This is a genomic window from Mycetocola lacteus, assembly GCF_003667575.1.
Lineage (GTDB): Bacteria > Actinomycetota > Actinomycetes > Actinomycetales > Microbacteriaceae > Mycetocola > Mycetocola lacteus.
On the sequence record NZ_RCUY01000002.1, the window covers coordinates 618,111 to 642,267 of the forward strand.

Annotated in this window: 21 protein-coding genes; 12 read left to right on the plus strand and 9 right to left on the minus strand. The window is 66.2% G+C overall.

Annotated elements, in window-relative coordinates; translation table 11 throughout:
- Nucleotides 1-50: 50 nt before the first annotated feature.
- Genes D9V34_RS04890 through D9V34_RS04900 form a run of 3 tightly spaced genes read left to right on the plus strand, consistent with a single transcriptional unit; the run spans nt 51 to nt 4,871 of the window.
- Nucleotides 51-1,706, plus strand: coding sequence for a purine-cytosine permease family protein (locus tag D9V34_RS04890; RefSeq protein ID WP_220700532.1), 1,656 nt, complete (start codon nt 51-53; stop codon nt 1,704-1,706).
- Complete coding sequence (locus tag D9V34_RS04895) at nt 1,703-4,453, plus strand: hypothetical protein (protein WP_220700533.1); 2,751 nt, start codon at nt 1,703-1,705, stop codon at nt 4,451-4,453. Before D9V34_RS04890 ends, D9V34_RS04895 begins: the two co-directional genes overlap by 4 nt.
- Nucleotides 4,446-4,871 (plus strand): RbsD/FucU family protein, encoded by a 426-nt coding sequence (locus D9V34_RS04900; RefSeq protein WP_121687743.1) that lies wholly within the window; start codon nt 4,446-4,448, stop codon nt 4,869-4,871. The genes D9V34_RS04895 and D9V34_RS04900 overlap by 8 nt, the downstream gene beginning before the upstream one ends.
- Nucleotides 4,872-5,114: 243 nt before the next feature.
- Here the strand turns inward: D9V34_RS04900 and D9V34_RS04905 are convergent, their stop codons facing one another.
- Together D9V34_RS04905 and D9V34_RS04910 are read right to left on the minus strand one after the other, a co-directional pair.
- Nucleotides 5,115-6,473 (minus strand): MFS transporter, encoded by a 1,359-nt coding sequence (locus D9V34_RS04905; protein WP_147441617.1) that lies wholly within the window; start codon nt 6,471-6,473, stop codon nt 5,115-5,117.
- 30 nt (nt 6,474-6,503) lie between these two features.
- Nucleotides 6,504-7,403 (minus strand): SDR family oxidoreductase, encoded by a 900-nt coding sequence (locus tag D9V34_RS04910; protein WP_121687745.1) that lies wholly within the window; start codon nt 7,401-7,403, stop codon nt 6,504-6,506.
- Between the two features lie 81 nt (nt 7,404-7,484).
- On the opposite strand from D9V34_RS04910, the gene D9V34_RS04915 reads away from it, so the two are divergent.
- The 6 genes from D9V34_RS04915 (at nt 7,485) to D9V34_RS04940 (ending at nt 13,993) form a co-directional block, all read left to right on the plus strand.
- Entirely contained in the window at nt 7,485-8,054 is a 570-nt protein-coding gene (locus D9V34_RS04915) for a TetR family transcriptional regulator (RefSeq protein WP_183091848.1), read from the plus strand.
- A gap of 119 nt (nt 8,055-8,173) precedes the next feature.
- Complete coding sequence (locus D9V34_RS04920; protein ID WP_121687746.1) at nt 8,174-9,025, plus strand: DUF1684 domain-containing protein; 852 nt, start codon at nt 8,174-8,176, stop codon at nt 9,023-9,025.
- Between the two features lie 132 nt (nt 9,026-9,157).
- On the plus strand, nt 9,158-10,480 hold the full coding sequence (locus D9V34_RS04925) for a purine-cytosine permease family protein (protein WP_121687747.1): 1,323 nt from the start codon (nt 9,158-9,160) through the stop codon (nt 10,478-10,480).
- Nucleotides 10,481-10,568: 88 nt separating this feature from the next.
- Nucleotides 10,569-12,119 (plus strand): hydantoinase/oxoprolinase N-terminal domain-containing protein, encoded by a 1,551-nt coding sequence (locus tag D9V34_RS04930; RefSeq protein ID WP_121687854.1) that lies wholly within the window; start codon nt 10,569-10,571, stop codon nt 12,117-12,119.
- Nucleotides 12,116-13,213: an S-methyl thiohydantoin desulfurase family protein gene (locus tag D9V34_RS04935; RefSeq protein WP_121687748.1), complete on the plus strand. Its 1,098-nt coding sequence runs from the start codon at nt 12,116-12,118 to the stop codon at nt 13,211-13,213. Before D9V34_RS04930 ends, D9V34_RS04935 begins: the two co-directional genes overlap by 4 nt.
- A 153-nt stretch (nt 13,214-13,366) precedes the next feature.
- On the plus strand, nt 13,367-13,993 hold the full coding sequence (locus tag D9V34_RS04940) for a hypothetical protein (RefSeq protein ID WP_121687749.1): 627 nt from the start codon (nt 13,367-13,369) through the stop codon (nt 13,991-13,993).
- 15 nt (nt 13,994-14,008) lie between these two features.
- Here the strand turns inward: D9V34_RS04940 and D9V34_RS04945 are convergent, their stop codons facing one another.
- From D9V34_RS04945 to D9V34_RS04970, 6 genes are all read right to left on the minus strand, one after another.
- Entirely contained in the window at nt 14,009-14,665 is a 657-nt protein-coding gene (locus D9V34_RS04945; RefSeq protein ID WP_147441618.1) for a hypothetical protein, read from the minus strand.
- Between the two features lie 250 nt (nt 14,666-14,915).
- The gene (locus tag D9V34_RS04950) at nt 14,916-15,629 is read right to left on the minus strand and encodes a hypothetical protein (protein ID WP_121687751.1); all 714 of its coding nucleotides are present in this window, start codon (nt 15,627-15,629) and stop codon (nt 14,916-14,918) included.
- Between the two features lie 324 nt (nt 15,630-15,953).
- The gene (locus tag D9V34_RS04955; protein ID WP_030147655.1) at nt 15,954-16,967 is read right to left on the minus strand and encodes a sugar phosphate isomerase/epimerase family protein; all 1,014 of its coding nucleotides are present in this window, start codon (nt 16,965-16,967) and stop codon (nt 15,954-15,956) included.
- Between the two features lie 11 nt (nt 16,968-16,978).
- Nucleotides 16,979-18,076 carry a Gfo/Idh/MocA family protein gene (locus D9V34_RS04960; protein WP_121687752.1) on the minus strand — a complete coding sequence of 366 codons (1,098 nt, stop codon included), beginning with the start codon at nt 18,074-18,076 and terminating at the stop codon, nt 16,979-16,981.
- Nucleotides 18,073-19,170, minus strand: coding sequence for a Gfo/Idh/MocA family protein (locus D9V34_RS04965; protein WP_121687753.1), 1,098 nt, complete (start codon nt 19,168-19,170; stop codon nt 18,073-18,075). The genes D9V34_RS04960 and D9V34_RS04965 overlap by 4 nt, the downstream gene beginning before the upstream one ends.
- A complete protein-coding gene (locus tag D9V34_RS04970; protein WP_121687754.1) occupies nt 19,167-19,919 on the minus strand; it encodes a sugar phosphate isomerase/epimerase family protein in 753 nt (250 codons plus the stop codon). The genes D9V34_RS04965 and D9V34_RS04970 overlap by 4 nt, the downstream gene beginning before the upstream one ends.
- 166 nt (nt 19,920-20,085) lie before the next feature.
- Between D9V34_RS04970 and D9V34_RS04975 the strand changes: the two genes are divergently transcribed.
- The 3 genes from D9V34_RS04975 (at nt 20,086) to D9V34_RS17460 (ending at nt 23,186) form a co-directional block, all read left to right on the plus strand.
- The gene (locus tag D9V34_RS04975) at nt 20,086-21,357 is read left to right on the plus strand and encodes an ROK family transcriptional regulator (RefSeq protein ID WP_121687755.1); all 1,272 of its coding nucleotides are present in this window, start codon (nt 20,086-20,088) and stop codon (nt 21,355-21,357) included.
- Nucleotides 21,354-21,740, plus strand: a complete 387-nt coding sequence (locus D9V34_RS04980; protein ID WP_121687756.1) for an MmcQ/YjbR family DNA-binding protein — start codon at nt 21,354-21,356, stop codon at nt 21,738-21,740. The genes D9V34_RS04975 and D9V34_RS04980 overlap by 4 nt, the downstream gene beginning before the upstream one ends.
- Before the next feature lie 189 nt (nt 21,741-21,929).
- The gene (locus tag D9V34_RS17460) at nt 21,930-23,186 is read left to right on the plus strand and encodes a hypothetical protein (protein ID WP_147441619.1); all 1,257 of its coding nucleotides are present in this window, start codon (nt 21,930-21,932) and stop codon (nt 23,184-23,186) included.
- A 270-nt stretch (nt 23,187-23,456) separates the two neighbouring features.
- Here D9V34_RS17460 and D9V34_RS04985 read toward each other — a convergent pair whose 3' ends face one another.
- The gene (locus tag D9V34_RS04985) at nt 23,457-24,107 is read right to left on the minus strand and encodes a YigZ family protein (protein WP_121687757.1); all 651 of its coding nucleotides are present in this window, start codon (nt 24,105-24,107) and stop codon (nt 23,457-23,459) included.
- Between the last annotated feature and the right edge of the window lie 50 nt (nt 24,108-24,157).

Sequence of the window (24,157 nt, forward strand, 5' to 3'; positions counted from 1 at the left end):
CTCGGGGCGCGGCACCCGCCGCGCCCCTTCGGTTTCCTCAAGGGAGCAACATGAGCGACAACGCAGCGGGCGCCATCGGCACCCCCACCAGCAGCACGATGGGGGTCGAGGCGAACGGTATCAATCCGGTTCCGGACGCCGAGCGTCGGGGTAAGCCCAGCGGGTTGTTCCCGGTCTGGTTCTCCTGGAACGTGTCGATTCTGGGGGTGAGCTACGGAATCTTCATCTTCACCCTGGGGCTGAATGTCTGGCAGACGATCATCGCCGGAACCCTCGGTTATCTGATCTCGGCCGCGCTGGTGGGCCTGATCGCCGTGGGTGGTCCGCGCACCGGCCTACCCACGCTCGTGCAGACCCGCTTCGCGTTCGGCTCCAAGGGCAACTTTCTGCCCGCCTTCTTCGGCTACCTCTCCAACACCGGCTGGCAGGTGACCAGCATCACGCTGGCCTCGACCACCGGGGCGAACCTGTTTGCCAAGGTGTGGCCGTCGCTCTTCGCCGGAGACGGCGGTGCTCCCACCGTGCCGACCACCGTGGGCTGGTTCATCGTGGTGCTCGCGGTCACCATGACCGCTGCGGTGTTTGGCCACGGATTCATCCTGGCCATCGAGGTGTGGATCGCCTGGATCACCGGCGTGATGACCATCGCGTTCCTGTTCTTTGTGCTCCCCGAGGTCAAGTGGGGTCAGCTGGGCACCGCCCAGGCCGGCGACCCGTTTGTGTTTGTGGGCGGCATCATCATGGCCATGACCATCGTGGGCATCGGCTTCATCAACTCTGGCGGCGACTTCTCCCGCTATCTGCCCCGCAAGACCCACGCCCGCGGCGTGATCGGTGCCACGACCTTCGGTATCGCCGTCCCGGTGATCGCGATGCTCGTCGTGGGCGCGCTGCTGGTCGGCAGCGATGCCAAGCTCGGTGAGGCCGCCGCCAACGACCCGATTGGCGCGCTGACCTCGCTGCTGCCGATGTGGTTCTTTATCCCGTTCTCGATCGTGATCGTGCTGTCCCTGGTGTCCGCCGCGACCACCGGTATCTACAGCTCGGGCCTCGCCCTGATGGCCGTGGGATTCCCGCTGCGGCGCTCGGTCACCACCGCGATTAACGCGCTGCTAATCGCCGCCGGGGCCTTCTACCTGCTCTTCATCTCGACCTCGTTCCTGGCTACGTTCCAGTCCTTCCTTTCGCTGATCGCCGTGCTGATGGGCACCATGGGTGGTATCCAGCTGGTCGACTTCATCCGCCAGCGTCGCCTGAACTGGGACATCCGGATGATCAACGGGTCGGGATTCGGCGGCCGCGACTGGCGCTGGACCGCGTTTGTGAGCCTGATCATCGGCACCATCGTGGGCCTCGGCACCGTGACCAGCGCCGACCCCAACTTCGCCCACATCACCGGGTTCTTCCTCACCCAGGAGGCCCGTGAGGGTGTGATCGGAGCCAGCAACATCGGCGTGATCGGCGCGATGGTCCTCGGTGCCGCGCTCTACGCGCTGCTCACCTTCGCCTTCAAGGTGGACCTGCCGCCGGACCGCTCAAAGCTCCCGGCCTCCGAGCAGGGTGACCTGCCCGCGGACGCCGAGATCCTGGCGGTCGGGGTAGCCGTGGCTGCTCCCGCGGACGCTCCCGCGGACGTCGTAGCAACCGAGGCCCCCGGAACCGCCGAAACTCCCGAGGCCGAGCTCGACCCCGAGGCCGCCCGATGAGCGCCGAGCGCGCCGCCGACGTTGCCAGCACCACCGACGCTGCCAACACCGCTGACGCAGACACGGTGTTGGCCACCGACGCGGCGTTTGTGACCCCCGACGCCTGGCACTCCCCGGCGACCTACTGGTTCTGGCACCACCTGCCCGACGAGGAGCAGGTGCGCACCCAGGTGCGGCAGATGCACGCGGCCGGGATCAAGAGCTTCCAGGTTCAGGCGCGCCTGTCGTTCCCGATGCATGAGTATCTGGAGCCCGCCTACCTCACCGCGTGCCGCTGGGCCGTGGAGGAGGCCGCCGCGCTGGGCATGATCGTGGGCTTCTACGACGACTACAACTGGCAGACCGGTCAGGCTGGCGGCCGCGCGGTAGCCGGACACGATCACCTGCGCGAACGCCACCTGTTCTGGACCCGGATCGAGCTTTCGCAAGGCGCGGGAACCGGGGAAATCTCCGGCATCGTCTCGGGCACCGAGGGTCTCGGTCCCGCCGCGATGGCCTGGCACTACGACGGCGGCGTGCCGCTCTGGACCGACTGGCGGATCGAGCGGGCGCTGGCCGTCGACGGCACCGAGACCGCTGCCCCCACCAACTCAGCGGACGTCGTGGACATTACCGCCGCGACCCGCATCGAGGCCACCGATACCGAGGCGGCGCTGAGCATCACCGGCACAGACCCCGCGCTGGGGTCGGCCCTGGTCCTGGTGTCCGCTCGGTCGTCAACCTCGCACCTGGTGAATCCGCTGGATCCCGAGGCTGTGGATCGCTTCATCGAGGCGGGCTATGAGCCCTTCCGCGAGGCCGTGGGCGATCACTTCGGTTCCACGGTGCGCTACGTCTTCTTCGATCAGCCGCACGCGGTGTACTACGACTGGGCGCAGCGCTCGGGCGGAGTAGGCTCCTCGGTCCCGGTCCACACCACCACGCTGGATCTGGCCCGCGCGCTGGGCGAAGACACCCATGCGGCAATGATCTGGGCGGTCTTTACCGAGACCGAGGATCCCGCGGCCCTCGCCCTGCGCGCCCGATTCTGGCAGTTCTACGCCGAGCTCTCGATGGAGGGTTTCCTGGGGAAGCTGCGCGACTGGAGCCACCGCTACGGCCTGCTGCAGTCGGGGCACGAGGTCCTGACCCACATCGGCACGTTCACCCCCGGCACCGAATTTGGCGACTGGGATCTGCGGGCAAACTTCGGCCTCGACCACTTCGGCGTGGACGCCTACCGCGACCTCACCGCCGTGGATGCTCAGGATGGCGTGGCCCAGCTGAGCCCGCGCCTGGGCGATTCGATCGCCCGCGCGACCGGCCGCACCGGCACGATCGTCGAGCAGTACTTCCTGACCCCGCCCGAGGGCGGCACCCCCTGGTCGGGCCACTGGGGCCTGACCCTGGACGAGCTGCGCTCCACCACGATCCGGCACCACCTGGCGGGCATGCGGCAGATGGTCTTCCACGGGTTTTATCAGACCCATGGACACGGCAACGATCATGAGTCGATGGCTAACCCTCGCTTCGACTTCCCGCCGGGCATCAACTTTGAGCCCTGGTTTGCCGACTTCCACGCGGCCTATGCGACCGAGTCTGCCCGGCTGAGCGAGTTCCTCGAACCGCTCTCCGATGAGGCCTCGGCGCTGCTGTTCTGGCCGCTGCGCACGATCTGGACCCACGGTCAGTCGGGAGACCACTTCGACCAGTTTGGTGCCTGGGCGAAGGCATTGGACACCGCCGGGATCCCCTGGCGGGTGGTGGATGAGCGCGCCCTGTCCGATATCGCGGGAGGCTCGATCCCCACCGCCAGGGTCCTGATTCTGCCGGGCGTACGGACCCTCGCGAGCGCTGCGAGCATCGCGGCGCTGGAGGCGATCGACGCCGCCGGAATCCACGTGTTCTCCACCGGCTTCGGTCTGGAAACCCTGCAGGACGGTGGCGAGGTTCGAACGATCCCCACCACCCAGCTGGACGCGGTCCCCGATGCTGCGAACCTGGCTTCCCGGCTCGGGGTTTCTCGATCCGGAAACTCGGGATTTGTGCCCGCAGGCTCGTCGGCCGGGCTGCGGATTCGCTCCGGGGTCGACACCTCCGGCCGCATCCGGGTGGCGCTCTTCAACGATGGGGTGAAACCCATCGAGGGATCACTGTTGGGTGCCAACACCGTGGAGTGGGAGCCCGCGACCGGGCTTGCCGCTCCGCTCCATGACGCCCACCTCACGCTGGCACCGGGCGAACTCCGACTGTTTGTCTGGGACTCGTCCGGACCCGGTGCGGACGCCGATACAGAGTCGGCGTCCGCAGATCTTGCCACCGTCCGCCCGGAGGCCGCAAACCTCCGCGTCCTGGCCGGCGACTGGGCCCTCACCACGGCGGGCAGCGGCTCAAGCGTCCCGGTCGATGTGACCGCCGGCTGGCAGACCGTGCTTCCGGAATACTCGGGCGCGGCCACCTACCGCACCACCTTCGAACTGGCCGAGGTTTCGGGGGCGATCCTGGAATTGCCCGCGGTGTCCGGTTCGGCACGACTGACGATCAACGACACCCTCATCGGCGAACGCGGCTGGCGCCCCTACCGTTTCGAGATCCCTGCGGAGCTGCTGCGAATGGGTACCAACGAGGTGGCGATCACCGTATTCGGATCCGCCGCCAACGAGTTTTATGCGGGAACCGGGCTGCGTCCCGAACCCGAGCTCAACGGGCTTCTGGCCGCCCCCACCCTGTTCCTTACTCCCCCGACGGAAGGCTCACACCATGCTTAAGGGAATCGATCCGCTGCTCTCGGCAGACCTGCTCTATGCGATCGCCCGGATGGGACACGGTGACGTTCTCGCCGTGGTGGACCGCAACTATCCGGCCCACGCGGCCGGAGTAGAGGTCATCACCCTGCCGGGAATCGACGTGACCCGGCTGGCCGAGGCGCTGTTTACGGTGTTCCCGGTGGACACGTTCATCCCCGAACCGATCGGCCGGATGCAGGTCGTCGGTGAGCCGGACACGCTTCCCGAGGTACAGCGCGAGCTGTTCGCCGCGGCCGAGACGGCCGAGGGGCGCGAAATCGGAATCGAACCGATCGAACGCTTCGAGTTCTACGAGCGTGCCCGCTCCGCCTTCGCGGTGATTGCGACCACCGATGACCGACCCTACGGTTGCTTCCTGATCACCAAGGGAGTGGTCTAACCCCAAACCGTACCTATCCCCAGGCGGTTGCTTCCTGATCACCAAGGGTGTGGTCTAACCCCAAACCGTACCTATCCCCAGGCGGCTGCTTCCTGATCACCAAGGGAGTGGTCTAACCCCAAACCGTACCTATCCCCAGGCGGCCGCTTCCTGAACACCAACGACGTCACTTCACCCGACTCCCCCGCCACGGGCGGCCAGCTTTCGCTCAGCCGGCCGCCCGTGGGAGTGCGGGGCGCGGATTCAGGCGCGCATTCGTGGCATCGCCATGAGGACGGCCAAGGCCGCCGCGAGGGCCAGGACTGCGGCCACAACAAAGGTCCATCCGAGGCTCACTCCGGCGGCAAGCGTCGCCAGACCGGCCAGACCCAGCGCCGCACCCACCTGCTGCCCCGCCGTAAACACGGCCCCCGCCAGACCACGCTGATGCGCGGGCACTGCGCCGGTGATCGCCAGAGCCGCGGCCGGATAGGCCAGTCCCACCCCGATGGCACTCAGCACAAGGCCGCCAAGCACCGTGGGCACGTATCCGCTAGCGGGGGTAAGGGTCGCAAGCGTGCCCTGTCCGACGGCCATCAGTCCCAGCGCCAACGCGATCTGACCGCGGGTTCCTGCGCGTGGCAGCAGGCGTGGATTGAGCCAGGTCGAGGCGGCAAACGAAGCCGCCGTGGCCGGGAGCATCGCCAGACCCGTCTGTATGGCACTCATCCCCATCTGCTGCTGCAAATAGAGGGCAATCAGATAGACATATGCACCAAGCAGTGCGCCCACCACGAGCGTGGCCACGATCACCGCCCAACGTCCCGCGGCAAACAGAGAACCGGGGAACATCGGGTCACGGCTAGATCGCTCCCCGAGGACGCAGGCAACCCCGGCGCACACCGCCACAAGCCCGGCACCCCAGACAGTGGGGTCGGTGATCGGGGTATGTTCCAGCCGCGTGACTCCGAAAATCACCGCGGCCAGGGCCACCGTGATCCAGACGCCCCCGAGCAGTCCCAGCCCGCCCGAGGCGCGCACGGCCCCTGCGGTACGCATGCCCTCCGGCGCGACCAACAGTATGGCCAGGATGAGCGCGGCCACCAGCGGCGGGTTGATCAACAGAACCCATCGCCATCCCGCCAGTCCCGTGAGGATCCCTCCCAGTACGATGCCCGCCGAGGCACCAACCGCGGCGCTTGCCTGGAACAGCCCCAGCGCCCGGGTTTGCTCGGGGGACCCGTGATAGGCGGTTCGGACAATCGCCAGGGCCGCGGGGGCCACCAGCGCCGCCCCCGCACCCTGGACAAACCGGGCGGCAACCAACAGCGATGCGGTGGGCGCGAGACCGCCCACGAGCGAAGCGGCCCCGAACAGGGCCAGGCCGATCAGCAGGGCCGTGCGGTGACCAAATCGGTCGCCGAGTCGGCCGCCGACGATGAGCAGCGCGCCGAAGGTGAGCGCATAACCGGTCGCGACCCAGGGAAGATCCGCCGCGGCGAATCCGAGGTCGGCCTGGATCTGCCAGAGCGCAACGTTCACGATCGAAAAGTCGAGGGCCAAGATGAACTGTGCGATGGCCATCAACGGCAGGGTTCCGCGGTGGCCGGGATGTGACGGCACGGCCGTCTCCTTTCTTGGGCGGGGTAGACGCTAGATCGCGTCGTAACAGCCGGCCGCGATGTCTTCCAGAAGGGTCGGAGCGGTGGGTGTCCATCCCAGCAGGTCGCGGGTGAGCGCGGAACTGGCGCGAATATCCTGGCCAAAGAACCGACCCACCGGGCCAAAGTGCGCCAGCGCCTCCGCCGGAGTCACCGTCGCGGTGGGCACACCGAAGTGCAGCGCAAGCGCCTGTGCGATCACCCGGGTCTCGATCCCCTCCTCGGCGACGGCGTGAAGCCGGGTGCCGGCCGGTGCGCGTTCGATCCCCAGACGGATCAGTCTTGCGGTATCGGCCACCCCCACCGCGCTCCACGCCTGACGGCCATCACCGATGAACCCCGAGACGCCACGGGTGCGCATTGCCCGCACCAGGCCACCCACGAACCCACGCCCATCACCGTGCCCATGCACGCTCGGTGCAAAGCGTGCGGCAAGCGCTCGAACGCCGCGATCCGCATAAGACAGGGCGAGATTCTCGCTGCCCCCGCGCATCGATTCCGGGCCCTCGGCCGGGGACGGGTCGGTCTCGGATGTAAGTGCACCGGGGGTGACTCCGGCAACCGCCGAGGCGATGAGAAGGGGACGGCCGGTCCCCACCAGGGCGTCGCCCAGGGCCTGTACGGCGGCCCGTTCGGCACGGTTCATTTCGGCCGGGTTTGCCCAGTCATGCTTATTCGCAAGGTGGACCACGGCTTCGGCGGTGGTGGCACCGTGGGTGAGAACGTCTAGATCGTCCAGCGTGCCACGCAGTACGGTCCCACCGGACTGCGCCAGTGCGCTCGCCGCATGATCCGAGCGCACCAGTCCGGTGGCCGTGTGCCCGGCCGCAATCAGGTCGGCGACAACCGCCGTGCCTACCCATCCGCTAGCACCGGTGACAAATACGTGCATGAGTTTTCCTTGTCTCGTGATTTAATGTCAGTGACAGACGTTAAGACTATATGTCAGTCACTGACATTTGGAAAGGACATCATGGCACGCGACGGCGACGCAACCCGCAGCAAGCTCCAGCACACGGCACTCGGGCTCTTTGATGAGCGCGGCTTCGACGCGACCACCGCCGCCGATATCGCCGCCGCCGCCGGGGTCACCGAGCGCACCTTTTTCCGCCACTTTGCCGATAAGCGCGACGTCCTCTTTACCCCACAGGATCGCTTCGAACGACCCTTTATCGAGGCGATTTCCGCGGCCACCGACCCCCGGCCGCGCGCGCTGATCGAGGCTGCAATCCTCGCCGGGTCCCAGGCCTTCCGGGAACGCGAACGCGCCTGGTCCACGGTGCGCTGGCGCGTCCTTGAGGCCAACTCCGGTCTCCAGGAACGCGAGCTCTCCAAGCATGCCGAGCTCGCGGTCGCACTCGCCACCGCACTCGCGGCACGGGGGCTCGACACCACGCGAGCAACCCTGGCCGCCGAGGTTGCCGCACTGTCATTCAGGCAGGGGTACGCGCGCTGGCTAGAGCACCCCGAGGGCACCGATCTGCTGGATGTCCAGCGTGAAACCCTGGCCGGTCTCGACGCCCTCTTTTCCCCCACCCCCTAACCGCAACACCCGCGGCCAACCGGAACGCGGTCGCCGGTTCCCCCCGCACCACCGGCCGGGTGTCATAATTTGTCATCAAACTCGCTGCCCCCCGGAAGTGGGGCAATGATGAGAATCCCATGATTCTCTCCCCCGACTCCGGTTCCCCATCGGCCGCCTCCTTCGACCCGGCCGTCGCTCACGCTGCCTGGCAGACAGAGCGGCTGAGCCAGGTCTCCGGGCGCACCGGGGCCGCGGCGCTGATCAACTATGTTCCGCTGGATGCCACCGAGCAAAAAATCACCGAGTTTCCGCTGAGCGCTCGGCGGATCCAGGCCGAGGCCGGCGTCCGGGTGCGAGCGCACACCGACGGCATCACCCTACGGACCTCCGCAGGAATCACCGAGCTGGCTCCCGGCGTCGAGACGCTGGTGGACCGCCTCGGGTCCGACGGCCTCCCGCTGATCGAGTTCGGCCGCTTCACGATCGATGCCTTCAGCCTCGACGGCACCGACGTTGAGCTGCGGATCTACGATGCCGAGGCCGAAAATCTGCGCACCCTCACCGGGATCGAGACGAACCCGTATGACCCCGCCTGGGTCCTGACCGGCACGTTCCACGCCGGCGAGCCCGACGCCCGGGTGCCCTGGGGCTTCACCCGCGAATCCGATAACGGCCACACCAAGGCGGTCCCCGGGACCATCGCCATCCGGGTGGGCGAGGCCGACTACTCGCTGCTGGTATTCGCCGACGGTCCCGCGCTGGTCCTGGTGTTTGCCGATGCCACCACCGGATCAATCAGCTACGCCCCGGGCCGCTTCATCCGCCTGGACCCGGTGCCCGACGGCGACCCGATCGTCCTCGATTTCAACCGCGCCTTTGTCCCACCCTGCGGCTTCAGCGATTTCTTCAGCTGTCCGATCCCCCCGGCCCACAACCGGATTGCGGCCGCGGTGATCGCGGGCGAGAACCGCGCCCAGCGCGCCCCCTAATCCTCCTGCACGCCGCATACTCCCCCAGGATGCGGCCAGACCGGTCCCCACCGGATCCCCTCCCCGTCACCGGGTATCCCCGAATCCGGCCCGACACCCTCCCCGATCCCCACATCTTCAAAGGACCCCACAATGTCCCAGTCATCCTCCGACGACTTTGCGCTGGCCCGCGTTCCCTCCTCGGCCCGCCGCCACTGGTTTGGCATCGCCGTCCAGCGCTTTGGCATGGTCGGCGCTCTCGCCCAGTTCCTGATCGGCGCCACCCTCGGCTACGGCATGAACTTCGCCACCGCGTTCCTGGCAATCCTGCTCGGTTCGCTGCTGGTTGAGCTGATCATGCTCGCCGTCGGCATCATCGGACAGCGTGAGGGCCTGAACACCTCGCTGCTGGCCCGTTGGACCGGCTTCGGCGACATCGGTGCGGCCCTGGTGGGCCTGGCGATCGGCATCAGCCTGATCGGCTGGTTCGGCATCCAGTCCGCCATTTCCGCCGACTCGCTCAACGCCCTGCTGCCCGGGGTCATGCCGTCCTGGGCATGGAGCCTGATCTTCGGCCTGATCGTGACCGCGATCGTGGCCTTCGGATTCCTCGGCATGCAGTGGCTCGCGAACATCACGGTGCCGCTGTTCCTGATCCTGGTGGCCTGGTCGGTCACCTCCGAGCTCTCCCGCCACAACTTCGCCGACCTGCTCACGGGACCTGCCCCCGGCCCCTCGCTGAGCCTGATCGCCGGTGCGGGAATCGTCGCCGGTGGCGTGATCGTCGGTGCGATCATCACCCCCGACATGACCCGCTTCAACCGCTCGGGATCCGACGTGGTCAAGCAGACCGTTGTCGGTGTCTCGCTCGGTGAGTTTGTGATCGGTCTGGCCGGCGTCCTGGTCGCCCACGGTGCCCGCAGCGGCGACATTGTGGCCATCATCACCTCCTCGGTGGGCCTGATCGGCCTGATCATCGTGGTCTCGGGCACGCTCAAGGTCAACGACTGGAACCTGTACTCCTCAACTCTCGGCGTGATCACCTTTGTGCACACCCTGTTCGGGGTGCGCCTCAACCGCCTGTGGACCACCGTGATCTTCGGTGTGGTGGGATCGATCCTCGCCGCCGCCGGAATCCTCGGCAAGTTCACCGACTTCCTGGTGCTGCTGGGGGTCGTCTTCCCGCCGATCGCGGGCATCATGGTGGCCGAGTACTTCGTCGTCAAGGCGTTCCGCGGGCTACTGGATCAGCGCGGTGAAGACGAGACCGCGCTGCCCGAAACCGCCCCGCGCTGGGTTCCGGCCACGCTGATCATCTGGGCCGTCTCGGCCCTGGTGGGCCACTTTGTCACCTGGGGAATCCCGGCCGTTACCAGCCTGCTGCTCTCGATTGTGCTCTACGTGATCGTCGGCAAGCTGGGCCTGGTGCGCGGGGTCGGTGTCGCCCACACCAGCAAGATTGAGGTGAGCGCATAGTGCGTGATTTGATTTGCACCGACGGGCGGGTGATCGCATGAGCGAGGTTCAGATTCCCGCCACCGTCCCCGCCCCCACCGCGCGGGCCCTGCGCATCGGGATCGACGTGGGTGGCACCAACACCGATGCCGTCCTGATGGATGGGCGCACAGTCCTCGCCGGGGTCAAGCGCTCCACCACCGCGGATGTGACCTCGGGCATCGGCGACGCGATCCGGGCCCTGCGCGAGCAGTCACCGTTTGAAAACGCGGATGTGCGCGCGGTCATGATTGGCACCACGCACTTTGTTAACGCCCTCGTCCAGGCCCGGGACCTGGCCCCCACCGCTGTGGTGCGGCTGGGCCTTCCGGCGAGCGCCGCGCTGCCGCCGCTCACCGACTGGCCTGAGACCCTGGTGTCCGCGATTTCCGCAAAGGTGTACCTGGCACACGGCGGTCACGAGTTCGACGGTCGTCCGATTTCGCCGCTGGACCCCGCTGAGCTGCGTGCCCAGGCCGCGGACATGCGTGCCGCCGGGGTGCGCTCGGTCGCGATCGCCTCGGTGTTTAGCCCACTGAACGCCGAGCTGGAATCCGCCGCCGCCGAGATTCTGCGTGCCGAGCTGCCCGAGTTCGTGACCTTCTCGCTGTCGCACGAGATCGGCCGGCTGGGGATCCTGGAGCGCGAAAACGCCACCGTGATCAACGCGGCCCTGCGCGAGCTGGGGGCCGAGGTGATCGAGGGCCTGGCGACCACCGTGCGCGGGCTCGGGATCACCGCCCCGATCTACCTCAGCCAGAACGACGGCACCCTGATGGATGAGGACTTCGTGCGCCGCTATCCCGTCGCAACCTTCGCCTCGGGTCCGACCAATTCGATGCGTGGGGCAGCCGAAACCACGGGCCTGGCAACCTGCGCGGTCGTGGATGTGGGCGGCACCACCGCGGATATCGGCCTGATCGAGGGTGGGTTCCCGCGCGAGGCCGCGGCGAGCGTCGCGGTCGCCGGGGTACGCACCAACTTCCGTATGCCCGATGTGATCTCGATCGGCATCGGCGGCGGCTCAATCGTCGACGTCGACAGCGCCGAGGTGGGTCCCGAATCGGTCGGCTTCCGGCTCACCGAGAAGGCCCTGGTCTTCGGCGGCGACGTGCTGACCGCCACGGACATCGCGGTCGCCGGGGGCCGGGTCACCCTGGGTGATCCCGCCCGAGTAGCCCACCTGGACCCGGCGCTGGTGGAGCGCGTATTGCACCGAATCGATCAGCGCATCGCCGAGGCCATCGACCGCATGCGCACCTCCCCGGAGCCGATCCCCGTGGTCGCGGTGGGTGGCGGTGCCGTACTGCTCGCGCCGACCCTGCCCGGACTGGGCGCGATTGTCCGGCCCGAAAACGCCGGGGTGGCCAACGCGATCGGTGCCTCGATCTCGCAGGTGGGTGCCGAAATCGACACGGTGGAATCCATCGTTCCCGGCAGCCGCGACACCGTGCTCGCTGCGCTCAAGGAGCGGGCCATCGCCGAGGCGATTGCGGCCGGAGCCGACCCGGCAACGGTCTCCATCCTCGACGTGGATGAAATCCCGATCCCCTACCTCCCCGGCGGTGCGACGCGTGTGCGCATCAAGGCCGTGGGCGACCTCGAAGGAGTCTCCGCATGAGCTGGGAACTGACCCGGGCCGACCTGCCCGACCTCGCCCGCGGTGCCGCGTTCCTCGGCACCGGGGGTGGCGGCGATCCCTACATCGGTCACAAGCTGGTTGAGCTGGCCCTGGGGGAGGGATCGATCACGATCCTCGATCCCGACGAGATTGCCGACGACCTGTTTGTGATCCCGGTCGCGCTGATGGGTGCCCCCACGGTGATGATCGAGAAGCTCCTCGCCGGCCACGAGCCGCTGACCGCGCTGCGCCACCTGGAAGCGCACTACGGCCGCCAGGCCGACGCGACCATGCCGATCGAGTGTGGCGGGGTGAACTCGCTGATCCCGCTGTTGGTGGCCGCGCAGACCGGCCTGCCGGTTGTGGACGCCGACGGGATGGGGCGTGCGTTCCCCGAGCTCTCGATGGAGACCTTCGCGGTCTACGGGGTGAATGCGTCACCCATCGCGTTGACCGCCGAACGCGGCGAGCACATCATCCTGGATACCGGTGCCGACAATAAGCGCATCGAGCAGCTTGCGCGGGCTCTGACGGTCGAGCTGGGCGGCTCGGCCGCAATTGCCGAGTACGCGATGACCGGGGCGGATGTGCGCCGCACCGGCGTTCCCCGCACCATCTCGATGGCCCTGTCGATCGGCCGAGCGATCCGCGAGGCGCGCGCCGAGCACCGCTCCCCGTTTGAGGCCATCGCCGACGCTCTGGCCCCCACCCTGTACTCGCACGTGCGGGAGCTGTTTGTGGGCAAGATCGTCGACGTCGAGCGCCGCACCGAGGGCGGCTTCGCCCGCGGCCGCGCCAAGCTCGTCTCGGCGGACGCCACGGACACCAGCGCGTTCGAGATCGACTTCCAGAACGAAAACCTGGTGGCCCGACGCGACGGCCAGCTGGTCGCGATCGTGCCGGACCTGATCTGCGTGGTGGACCAGGAAACAGCCGAGCCGATCACCACCGAAACCCTGCGCTACGGCCAGCGGGTACGGGTGCTCGGGGTCTCCACCCCGGCGCTTATGCGCACCCCCGAGGCCCTCGACACCTTCGGGCCGCCGGCCTTCGGGCTGACCGATGCCTTCGTCCCGGTGGAGGAGCTGAGCTAGCCTGAAATAGCTCGTTCAGAATCTCTACACCTCGGGGGTTCGCCGAGGGGGAGTCACGGAAACCGAGGACACCACGATTCGGGGCCAGCCTGGCCTCCCCTATCATGGTGATAACTCCGGTCCACCGCTGGCTCGGACACTCATCGGGGGGCCATGATGAACGCACTGACCACACTCGACCGTCGCATTTCCTGGCGCATCGCCGGCATCCTGCTGATCGTATCGGCGATCACACTGGGAACGCCGGTGCCGCTGATCCCGTCCCCACTGGTGCCCTCCCTGCTGCTGGTGTCGGCGCTCATACTTTTGGGATGGGGCGGTGGTTCGGGCGGAAACATCGTTGGGGGCAAGCGTTCGGGCACCATTGCTCTGGCCATCCTGGCCGTGTGGACGGGACTGGCAACGCTTGTCACCGTGTTTTGGGCGTCGTTTAGCCCGCTGAACCCCGCGCTTCTCACCCTCTGGACCGCGATTGGTTTTCTCCACTTCGCCCTGTTGGCGATCGTTGCTGTGCAGATCGGGCAAAACCGCGCCCTCCTCATTGGATGGCGCTGGGTCCCGCTCTCCGTCCTCACCGCAGCGGCGGTGATCTCGGTGATCACTGTGGCGGTGGCTCAGGCAGATTTTGGTGCAATCGGCCCGGTCACATCCATCATGGCCGGACTCAGCGCTCTTGTCAGTGCCCTCGCCCCGGCGCTGATCGGAATCCTCGCGCTTCTCACCCCGGTCCCGTCGACCGACACCAGCCCTCGGCAACCCGAGTCCCACGTCATCATGTAGCGCCGCGGGGCGCGGCTACAGCAGCCCGCCCACCGCCAGAATCGCAGACTCCGGATCGGCCAAAAGCATTCGCTCACCCGGTTGATCGGCAAAATAGCGGATGATCTCCGCCACGCACACGGGGTCGGAGGTGGGAAGCGCCGCGGTCACATCGTGTGAACTGCCGTTTTGTTCGGTGAGGATCAGGCGCAGTTTTCTCCGCCGCGGCTCAAGGGTGAGCGTGCCCACGCTCACCCACGGGATCGTGGCGGTAGTCCAGCCGCTGCGGTACAGCACCGCATCGGGGGTGAGTTCGAGTCTGGGCGCGGTGCGGGTGAGGAGGAGCTGGAGCAGGATAAAGGCGAAGCCGATCACCGCAAAGAGCGCGGGAAGGCGGAGCGCGTCAAAGTCGGTCCCGAACACGGGCCGGACCGAGTCGAGATACATCGATGCCACGGCAACGCCGGCGGCCGCAACCATCAGGCAGCCGGCAATCGTGAAATATGCCCAGTTCCGAGCCCGGGTCACAAAAACGAACTCGTCCCTGGACGCCAGATACACGATGGACCCGCTCGCGCGCTCGGGCCACAGATACCGCACAACGCCCAGGATCACCACGGTTGGTGTGGCCACGATCAGGGCCGCGACCAGGCGACCGGGAAACAGGTATGCCGAGGGGGAACTCACCAGCATGAACAGGGCTATAGCCGGAAAGATCGCGAGCAACCGAGCACTATAGGTCCGCGTTCGCGGGCGCTTCGGGGCATACCCTTCGGGAACGCGCACCCGAGGGTTCGCCACCCACACAATCTGAAGCTTTGCCACGTCCCGCCCCACCACGTCTCTCGGCCGGTAGCCCCGCGCCCACCGGTGCTCTCGAACCTACCGTAGTCGGCGGCGAACGCCGCCGGGTCGGCGTGGGAATGATTGCGTGGATCGCGGATCACACGGATCGATCGGGTGAATTCTCGAGCACCCGTGCGAGCGCGGTCTCTGGACAGGTCAGGAAACTTCGTTCTTCCGGGTGAGCCCAAAAGAAACGTGCTATCGCGGCGACGACTCGGGGGTCGGATCCAATCAGCGACGCGGCGAACGAGATAGGGGATCCCGGCTCCGCCTCGATTCTGAGTTGGATGGTGCCGCCGGCCCCGCGTACGTCGACGGAGCTGAAGTGTTCCCACCTCATCGTCTGTTCGCTCAGGCCGCGCCACCAGTGAATACCGGTCGGGGAGACGATCAGTCCCTGAGGCACGCGCAGCCGCATCACCGAATAGATCAGGAAAAACGCTCCCGCGCACAACAGCACCGCGCCAGAAAGCAGTCCACCGGCACGCCCCGGCGGGCCCGTGAGCGGATTTAGCCCCGGAACCACCCAGGTGAGCAACATCGAAAGGCCCGCGAGGATCAGGGTCGAGCTCGCAACCAGAGAAAACACGAGGAGCCGTCGTGCTGGGACAAAGCGAAGGGGTGAGTGAGGCGAAATTCTGAGCGTATTGGAGAACCGTGCGTTGACAAGCGTCGCCAGCCAGCAAAACGCGCTCACCGAGCTCACCACCAGAACGGCTACGACAAACCGAAGGTACCCATCGTCACTCGTGTACAAAACCAGCATCCCCACACCAACAAACAGGCAGAGGAAGAGAATCAGCACCAGCATCCGCCCCCGGCTACGACCAGGGGACGATTCAACCCGGGACTGCGAACGCTCAAAATCAAGATGGATCTTTTGCCGAGCGAAATTAGCGATCTTATTGTCCCCACCCATCCCAAAAACTCCCCCGAATCAATGCCGTGCCACGACCCAGATAATGCGGTCGCCCCCTACTACATCACACCCTCAACACGCATCGGGGATTTAGACGGGCACCCCACACAAACGTCCCGCCCGCGATCCGAGGATCACGGGCGGGACGTTTGTGGGAACGCTGCTTACTGGTTCGAGAAGGCGTCGTCGAAGGAGCCTCCTCCCCGGTATCGCTGCTTACTGGTTGGAGAAAGCGTCGTCGAAGGAACCTTCCGGCAGCTTCCAGAGCAGGGAGCGCACGAAGTTCACCGCGTCGGCGGCACCAACGAGGCGGTCCATGCCGGCGTCTTCCCACTCGACCGAGATCGGGCCGTTGTAGCCGATCGAGCTCAGGGCGCGGAAGGAGTCCTCCCAGGGCACGTCGCCGTGTCCGGTGGAGACGAAGTCCCAGCCGCGGCGCGGGTCGCCCCAGGGCAGGTGCGAGCCCACAACGCCGGCGCGGCCGTTGTGCGGGCGCAGGCGGGTGTCCTTGCAGTCCACGTGGTAGATGCGGTCGGCGAAGTCGACGATGAAGCCGACCGGGTCGATGTTCTGCCACATCATGTGCGACGGGTCCCAGTTGAAGCCGAACGCCTCGCGACGGTTCAGTACCTCGAGGGTGCGCACGCTGGTCCAGTAGTCATACGCGATCTCGCCCGGGTGCACCTCGTGGGCGAAGCGCACACCTTCGGCGTCAAAGACGTCGAGGATCGGGTTCCAGCGGTTTGCGAAGTCCTCATAGCCGGCGTCGATGACCGAGGCGGGTACCGGCGGGAACATCGCCGAGTACTGCCAGATCTTCGATCCGGTGAAGCCCACCACGGTGTCCACGCCGAGCTTGCGCGCGACGCGGGCCGAGCGCTTCATGTCCTCGGCGGCGCGCTGGCGCACACCTTCGCCATCGCCGTCGCCCCAGGTGTAGGGGCGGACGATGGACTGGTGACGGAAGTCGATCGGGTCATCACACACGGCCTGGCCGGTGAGGTGGTTCGAGATCGCAAACACCTGCAGGTTGTAGCGCTTGAGGATCTCCAGGCGCGAGGCCAGGTACGAGTCGTCCTCGTCGGCGAGCTTGAGGTCGAGGTGGTCGCCGGAGGCGGCGATCTCGAGGCCGTCATAGCCCCACTCGGAGGCCAGACGTGCAACCTCTTCGAAGGGAAGGTCAGCCCACTGTCCGGTGAACAGGGTGACGGGAAGTCGTGCTTCGGTCATTTCAATCTCCTCTAGTCCAGAACCACGGTCTGCCCGGACGCTGCCGAGTCGAGCACCGCCTGGGTGATGATGCCCGCGCGCAGGCCGTCGGCGAAGGTCGGCAGGCCCACGGGGGTCTCGCCGGCGATGGCCGCGTAGGTGTCGGCCACAAAGCCATTGAATGCGTCCTGATACCCCTGGGCGTGACCCGAGGGCACCACGCAGAGGCGCGCGGCATCGGCGTCGAGACGCTCGGCCTCACGCGGCAGCACGCGGTTCTCGGCGAGCTTGCCGAGCCACAGCGAGTCCGGCTGTTCCTGCTCGAACACGATGCTCGAGTCGGTCGCCGAAATCTTCAGCACCAGGCCGTTTTTGAAGCCCGGGGCGACCTGCGAGACCAGGAGTGTGCCGATGGCACCGCCCACGGTTTCAAAGCTCACCGACACCGCGTCCTCGGTGGTCACGGTTCCGGTGCCCGAGCGCTCGGCCAGGAAGGTGCGGGTGCGCGCAAACAGCGAGTGGATGCGGTCGCCACCGATGAACTCGATCAGGTCAACCAGGTGCGATCCGATGTCCGCAAACGCGCGGGAGTTCCCGCCCTGGGCGGAGTCCACACGCCAGTTGTCCGAGTCGGCGGCGGCGAGCCAGTCCTGCAGGTACTCGCCCCCGATGGTCAGAACCTTGCCACCGGCGGCGATCTGCGCACGCGCCTCGCGGGCCATCGGATGGAAGCGGTAGACGAAGGGCACGGTGGCGATGATACCGGCAGCTTCGGCGGCCTCGGTGATGCTGCGCGCCTCGGCAGGAGTCGTGGCGAGCGGCTTCTCGCACACCACGTGCTTGCCGGCGGCGATCACCGCGGCGGCCTGCTCGGCGTGCAGCGCGTTCGGGGTGCACACGTGCACCACGGTGATGCGCTCATCGGCGAGCAGGGCCTCGAGCGAGTCAAACGCCTGCAGCGCACCCAGCTCCTCGGCCACCTGGGCCGAGCGGGCGGGGGTCGAGGCCACCACTCCCACGAGGGTGGCCCCGGCGGTGCGGGCCGCGCGGGCGTGAACGGTGGCCATGAAGCCACCGCCCACGATGCCCACGCCGACGCCCGCACCGATGCGGTTGGGGTTTACACTCATGCGATCACCCGGGCCGCGGGATCCCAGTCCTCGGCCAGCGGAGCGGACAGCACAACGGTGCTCTCCACGGTGACCGGCTCGCCCGAGGCGGCCGACTCGGCGGTGGAGACCATGACGTCGAGCACGTGGAATGCGAGCTCCCCAGAGGCACGCTCGGGCACACCGGCGCGGATCGCCCGGGCCAGCTCAACCACGCCGATGCCGCGGCCGGCGCTGGTGCCCTGGGCCTCGATGGTCTCGGGCTCGACACCGTAGCCGTGCACGATCAGCTCGCCCTCAAAGCGGTTGGGGTCGGGGATGGTCAGCGCACCGGTCTCGCCGGTGACCTCAAACTGGATGCGCGCGAGTGGCGAATCGAAGCTCAGGATCGACTGGGCACTCTGACCGCCCTCGAACTCGATGTTGACGCTCACGTGGGTGGGCACGGTGACGTCGAAGGACTCGCCCTCTCGCGGTCCCGAGCCGATGACGCGGGTGTCGCGCGACTTCGAGGACAGCGCCGAGACGCGCTTAACCGGACCGAACAGCTGCACCAGGGCGGTGAAGTAGTAGGGGCCCATGTCGAACAGCGGGCCCGCGCCCTCCTGGAACAGGAAGTCGGGGTTGGGGTGCCAGCTCTCGGGGCCGGGCACCTGGAACAGGGTCAGCGCGGTCAGCGGGGCGCCGATCCGGCCGGATTCCACCAGGCGGCGGGCGTGCTGGATACCGGCACCGAGGAAGGTATCGGGGGCGGTGGCCACACGCAGGTTCTTGGCATTGGCGACGGCCAGCAGCTCACGGCCGCTCTCGCGGTCCAGTGCGAAGGGCTTCTCGCTCCACACGTGCTTGCCGGCGTTCAGGATCTGCAGGGCGATCTCAACGTGCACCTTGGGGATGGTGAGGTTGATGACGATCTCGATCGAGTCATCAGCCAGCAGCTCGGCCACGGTTCCAAAGCCGGCAACGCCGTACTTCTCGGCCTGGGTGCGGGCACGCTCGACGTCGAGGTCGGCGATGAAGCGCACCTCAACGTCGGGGAAGGTGGTCAGGTTTGCCAGGTACTGGTCGCTGATGACACCGGCACCGATCAGGCCGATTCCGACGACGCCGCTCATGCCTGGACACCGTTCTTGGTGAGGAAGGTGAAGGCGGTCTGCAGGCCCTCGAAGATGTCGCCGGCGTAGTCGTCGAACTCGACCACCGGGGTCGCGTGCGGGGCGGCGGCGATGATGCCGAGGACGTCCAGGACACCGGAACCGGCGGGCAGCTGGTTCTTGACGTCGCGGCTGGCGTCGCCATCCTTGATGTGCAGCAGGGAGACGCGCTCACCCAGTCGACCGAGCAGGTCGATCGGGTTCTGGCCGCCCACCTGGGCCCAGTAGGTGTCGATCTCGAGGGTCACACGCGGGTCGAGCAGGCTCGCCAGGTATTCGATCGGGGAAACACCCTCGACCAGGCCCTCGGCCTCCCAGGCGTGGTTGTGGTAACCGGTGACGACACCGTGCTGGTCGGCGAGGTCGGCGGCGGCGTTGAGCTGGTCGGCAACCTTCTTGATCGCGTCGGCGTCACCGAAGTGCTCGGCGGGCAGGAAGGGCTCGATCACGGTGCCCACGCCGGCCTCGGCGGCGGCGGCGAAGGTGGCGGAGACATCGAGGCCCTTGCCCAGGAAGTTGGAGTGCGCACTCGGCACGGCGAGGCCGTACTCGGCAAACTCACGGATGTCGGCGACGCTGTCGGCGTTGAAGCCGAAGGTTTCGATCTGGGTGAAGCCGATCTCGGCAAGGCGGGTCAGGGTGGCGGCGCGGTCTTCGGCGAGCGCGTGACGCACCGAGTACAGCTGGGCGGTGAGGTGGTTAGAAGTCATGATGATCCTTTTGCGGGGTGGATGGATGGGTCCGTGAAAACGAGCGTACCGGACTTTTGCCCACAAACAAACAAAAGTCCGAAAAGTCTCGGAATTGGATTTCAGCGGCCCCTAGGACTCCGCCTCGCCGACCCGATAACCCGGACAAAACGGATAGACTCACGGCATGACCGCTGCCCCCTCTCCCGCGCCCACTCCCCCGGGTGCTCGGGAGAATGCGGGTTCAAGCGCGGCTCCACTCACCCCCTATATCCCCGGATATCCGGGCCCGCAGGCACTCCAGGTGAGCGGTGGCGTGGGTCAGGTTCTGCAGATTTTCAGGGACGGTAGCGCCCGCACCAAGGCGGAGATCGGCACCCTGACCGGGCTGGCCCGCTCGACCGTCTCGGCACGGGTGGACACCCTGATCGCCGCGGGCCTGCTGATCGACGCGGGCGAGGCCGAATCCTCCGGCGGACGTCCGCCCGCCCGCCTGCGCCTCAACGAGCGCGCCAGAATCGTGATCGCGGTTGAGCTCGGCGTCACCCACGGGCAGGTCGCCGTGGCCGACCTGTTTGGCACCATCCTCGGCGAGGAGCGCAGCGACCTGGTGATCGCCGACGGACCGGTCCCAGTCCTCGACTGGGTCATCGCCGCCGCGCACCGCCAGCTGGCCGCCGCGGGACACGAGGTCGCGGACATCCTGGGCATCGGGATCGGCGTACCGGGACCGGTCGAGCATGCCGCCGGTCTTCCGGTGGCCCCGCCGATTATGCCCGGGTGGGACCGTTTCGACATCACGGGTTACGTCGGGGCACGCCTGGCCGGGCCCGTATATGTGGACAATGACGTGAACCTGCTGGCCCTCGGCGAGCGCGCTCAGGAGTGGCCCGAGGTGCAGGATCTGGTCTATGTGAAGGTGTCCACCGGCGTGGGCGCGGGCATCATCAGCGGCGGCGCGCTGCGACGCGGGTCGCAGGGGGCCGCCGGGGATCTGGGCCATGTGCGCATCCCGTTTGATCCCGAATCCGGCCGTGCGCCCGAGGATGAGCGTGATCTGGAGGCGCTCGTGGGTGCGGCGGCGCTGGCCGAACTGCTGACCCCGGAACCAACGGCTCCGCGTACCCGCTCGGCCGTGCTGGAGCTGATCCAGGCGGGGGCCGATCCGGTTCCCGCGGTGCTGCATCAGGCCGGACGCGACGTGGGTGCGGCGCTGGCCACGGTGATCAGCCTGCTCAACCCCTCGCACGTGGTGGTCGGGGGCAGCGTGGGCGCGGCCTCCCCCGATCTGCTGGCGGGAGTTCGGGAGATCGTCGAGTCGCGCAGCATCGCGCTCTCCAGCCAGGACCTGCACATCATCCCCTCGCGTTCGGGTGATCGCGGCGGCACGCTCGGGGCCGCCCAGATGGTGCTGGGATATGTCCTGGCCCCGGCCAGCATCGACGCCCTGACTGCATGAGCACCCTCGATCACGCGCAGTACGCGCACTGGGATGCGGTGGCCTGCGCCCTCCCCGGTGCCGATGCGACCTATCCGTTTGGGCCGGACGCCCGGGTGTTCCGAGTGCTCGGCAAAATGTTCGGGATGATCTCCGAGGCGCGCTCCCCGCTCTGGCTCACCCTCAAGGTGGATCCGGTCCGCGGCGACCTGCTGTGCCGCGACTTCCCGGCAATCACGCCCGGTTATCACATGAATAAGCGGCACTGGATCACCGTGGTGTTGGATGAGAGCGTCCCGCCCGACCTGATCGAGGACCTGATCGTGGAGGCGCATGAGCGCGCGGCCGCGGGCCTCACCCGGGCCGACAGGATTCGGTTAGCCGCGCTGGCCGGCGAAGATTAGCCTGCCGACCTCTTAGCCCGCCACACTCACCGAGACAAAGCTGAGGTTTTCGTCACGATTCGCAGACGCCCACAAGGATCTGATGCGGCAATGCTATCCACCAATCAGCCTCCCTCGCTGTCATCGGGTGCCGCTACGATCGCTTTAACGAAGTATTTCCTCCATCTGACACAGATTGTAGGTTAAGCGATGGATAGCCCAATACAGGTACCCGAGACTTTTGGTTCAGCGAATGACCTTCCGACTGTACGTGAACTCCGCGATGACTTACAGGGCCTTCAATCAGTCAGATTACTGTTGAACCGAAAACAGAAAGCGGAGATCAAGGACCTCGAATCTCGAGTTGAAGAGATTGTTGAAATTGTAGATGGTTTCTACCAACTTCTCGGATCGCGTAACTGGGTCTACCACGAAGACCTAAATCTACCGTCCATGCACGTAGTTGTATCCGCCGAAACCCCAGCGGCCGCAGAGCAGGAGCTGATCCGCTATTACAAAGACCGTGACGCGATGAAGTATCCTCTGCTTCGGCTCAACCGTCTGGAAGCCATCCGCCCTCGCCTCTCTCTCGTTGAAAAAGCGTATGAAGATTACCAAGCAGGTCGATATTACGCCACCGTCCTCCTCCTAATCGCGGTTATGGACGGCACCGTGAATGACGTCGACCAGGCTCAACGCCGGGGCCTCCACGCGCGAGAAGAGGAAGAGATGGTCGCCTGGGACAGTGTCACTTCCCACCATCACGGCCTCAAACACGCCCATTCTTCATTTACTAAATCGTTCCGCAAGACAACCACTGATGAAGTCACTGAGCTGTACCGCAATGGGATTGTGCATGGAACGATAGTTAACTTCGATAACGTCATCGTCGCCACTAAGGCGCTAAACCGACTATTCGCCGTGACAGATTGGGCAATTAGCCTCGTTGAACATGCTGAGCCCAAACCTCAGGATCCTACGCTACGGGAGATCCTTCAAAAAATGGCCCAGACACAACGCGATCTGAAGGCTATCGAGGCGTTTTCACCAACCGAACAAGTGGTTCACGATTCTCTAAGCGATGAAGATGAAGTCATCACAGTTGCTCGAGATTTCCTCGTTTCGTGGCAGAAGAAGAATTATGGGGCTTTAGGCCAGGCCTTTATGAAATTCGGGCCAGTGTCAAGCTCCGTCGGCCAGGCAGCTGGAGAAGCAAAAAATCTCTATCGAGAATTCAATCTCACAGATTTCACTATCAATCAGATCAACCACACCGCCGCATGCGTTGCGCTCGTAATAACTGACCTAAGAGTCAATGGAGATCTAAAAAGTGTCGAGTTGCGATGGGTTCACTCAAATGATCAAGGAGAAACGACTCTACCTGGGCAAGGCGGGTCTTGGCATTTGGCCCCTTACGGGCCAACGATGTTTATTGATCAAGGTGACGTCGACAACAGCGGCGACTAGCGCTAGGAATCCAGCCGCTGCTGGGATATCTCCGTATCATGCTAGCTAGTCATACACATCGAATATTCGCAAAGCACTAGTTTGTTGATGCAGACCGGAAAAGTACCGGGACATAGTCACTTCTGCATCGCCCACGGTGTAATTGCACTCCAGTCAGCCTCACTCTGACCATAGGTTTTGGCGTTATTTTCTCGGCAAGCCGCTAGCCAATCAGCTTTGTGATCCGACTTGCCTATCGGCATCAACATTCCGGCTGCATCCCCGAGGACGCTATTCCACCGCCCCCACCGACACGAACCCGAAGCCCTCGTCGACGATCGTTGCGGCCCCGGCCGTATGCGCGGCGATTCGTTCGGCGGCGACCTCGCGGTCCTCGGGCGGGATGCCCAGGCGCAGGGTCACCGCGGCCCCGTATTCGACCTCGCCGATGCTCCATCCGCGGCGCAGCGCCTCGGCCTCGACGACGGCCGCGGTGGAGTAGTCGAGCGTCACGGCAATGCGTTCGCGCGGCTCGAAGCGCAGGATCTTGGCGTGCGTAACCGCCTCGGCCACCGCCGCCCGGTACGCGCGGGTGAGCCCGCCGGCCCCGAGCAGGATGCCGCCGAAGTAGCGCACCACGATGGCCACCACAAAGGTCAGCTCGGACCCGTCGATCGCGTCCAGCATCGGCGCCCCGGCGGTTCCCGAGGGCTCCCCATCATCGTTGCTGCGCTTGAGCTGGCCGCGCTCGCCGAGCACAAACGCGGTGCAGTGGTGCCGGGCTTTGGGATGCAGGGCGCGGACCCGGGCGATTTCGGCGCGGGCCTCCTCCTCATCGGCCACCGGCGTCAAGAAGCAGATAAACCGGGAACGCTTGATCTCCTGTTCGGTCTCCACCGGCGCGGCAATTGTCCGATATCCGGGAGGCACAAACGTGGTCATGATTCCAGGCTAGTACGTGGACCCGAACCGCCAAGCCCGTTAGGCTGACC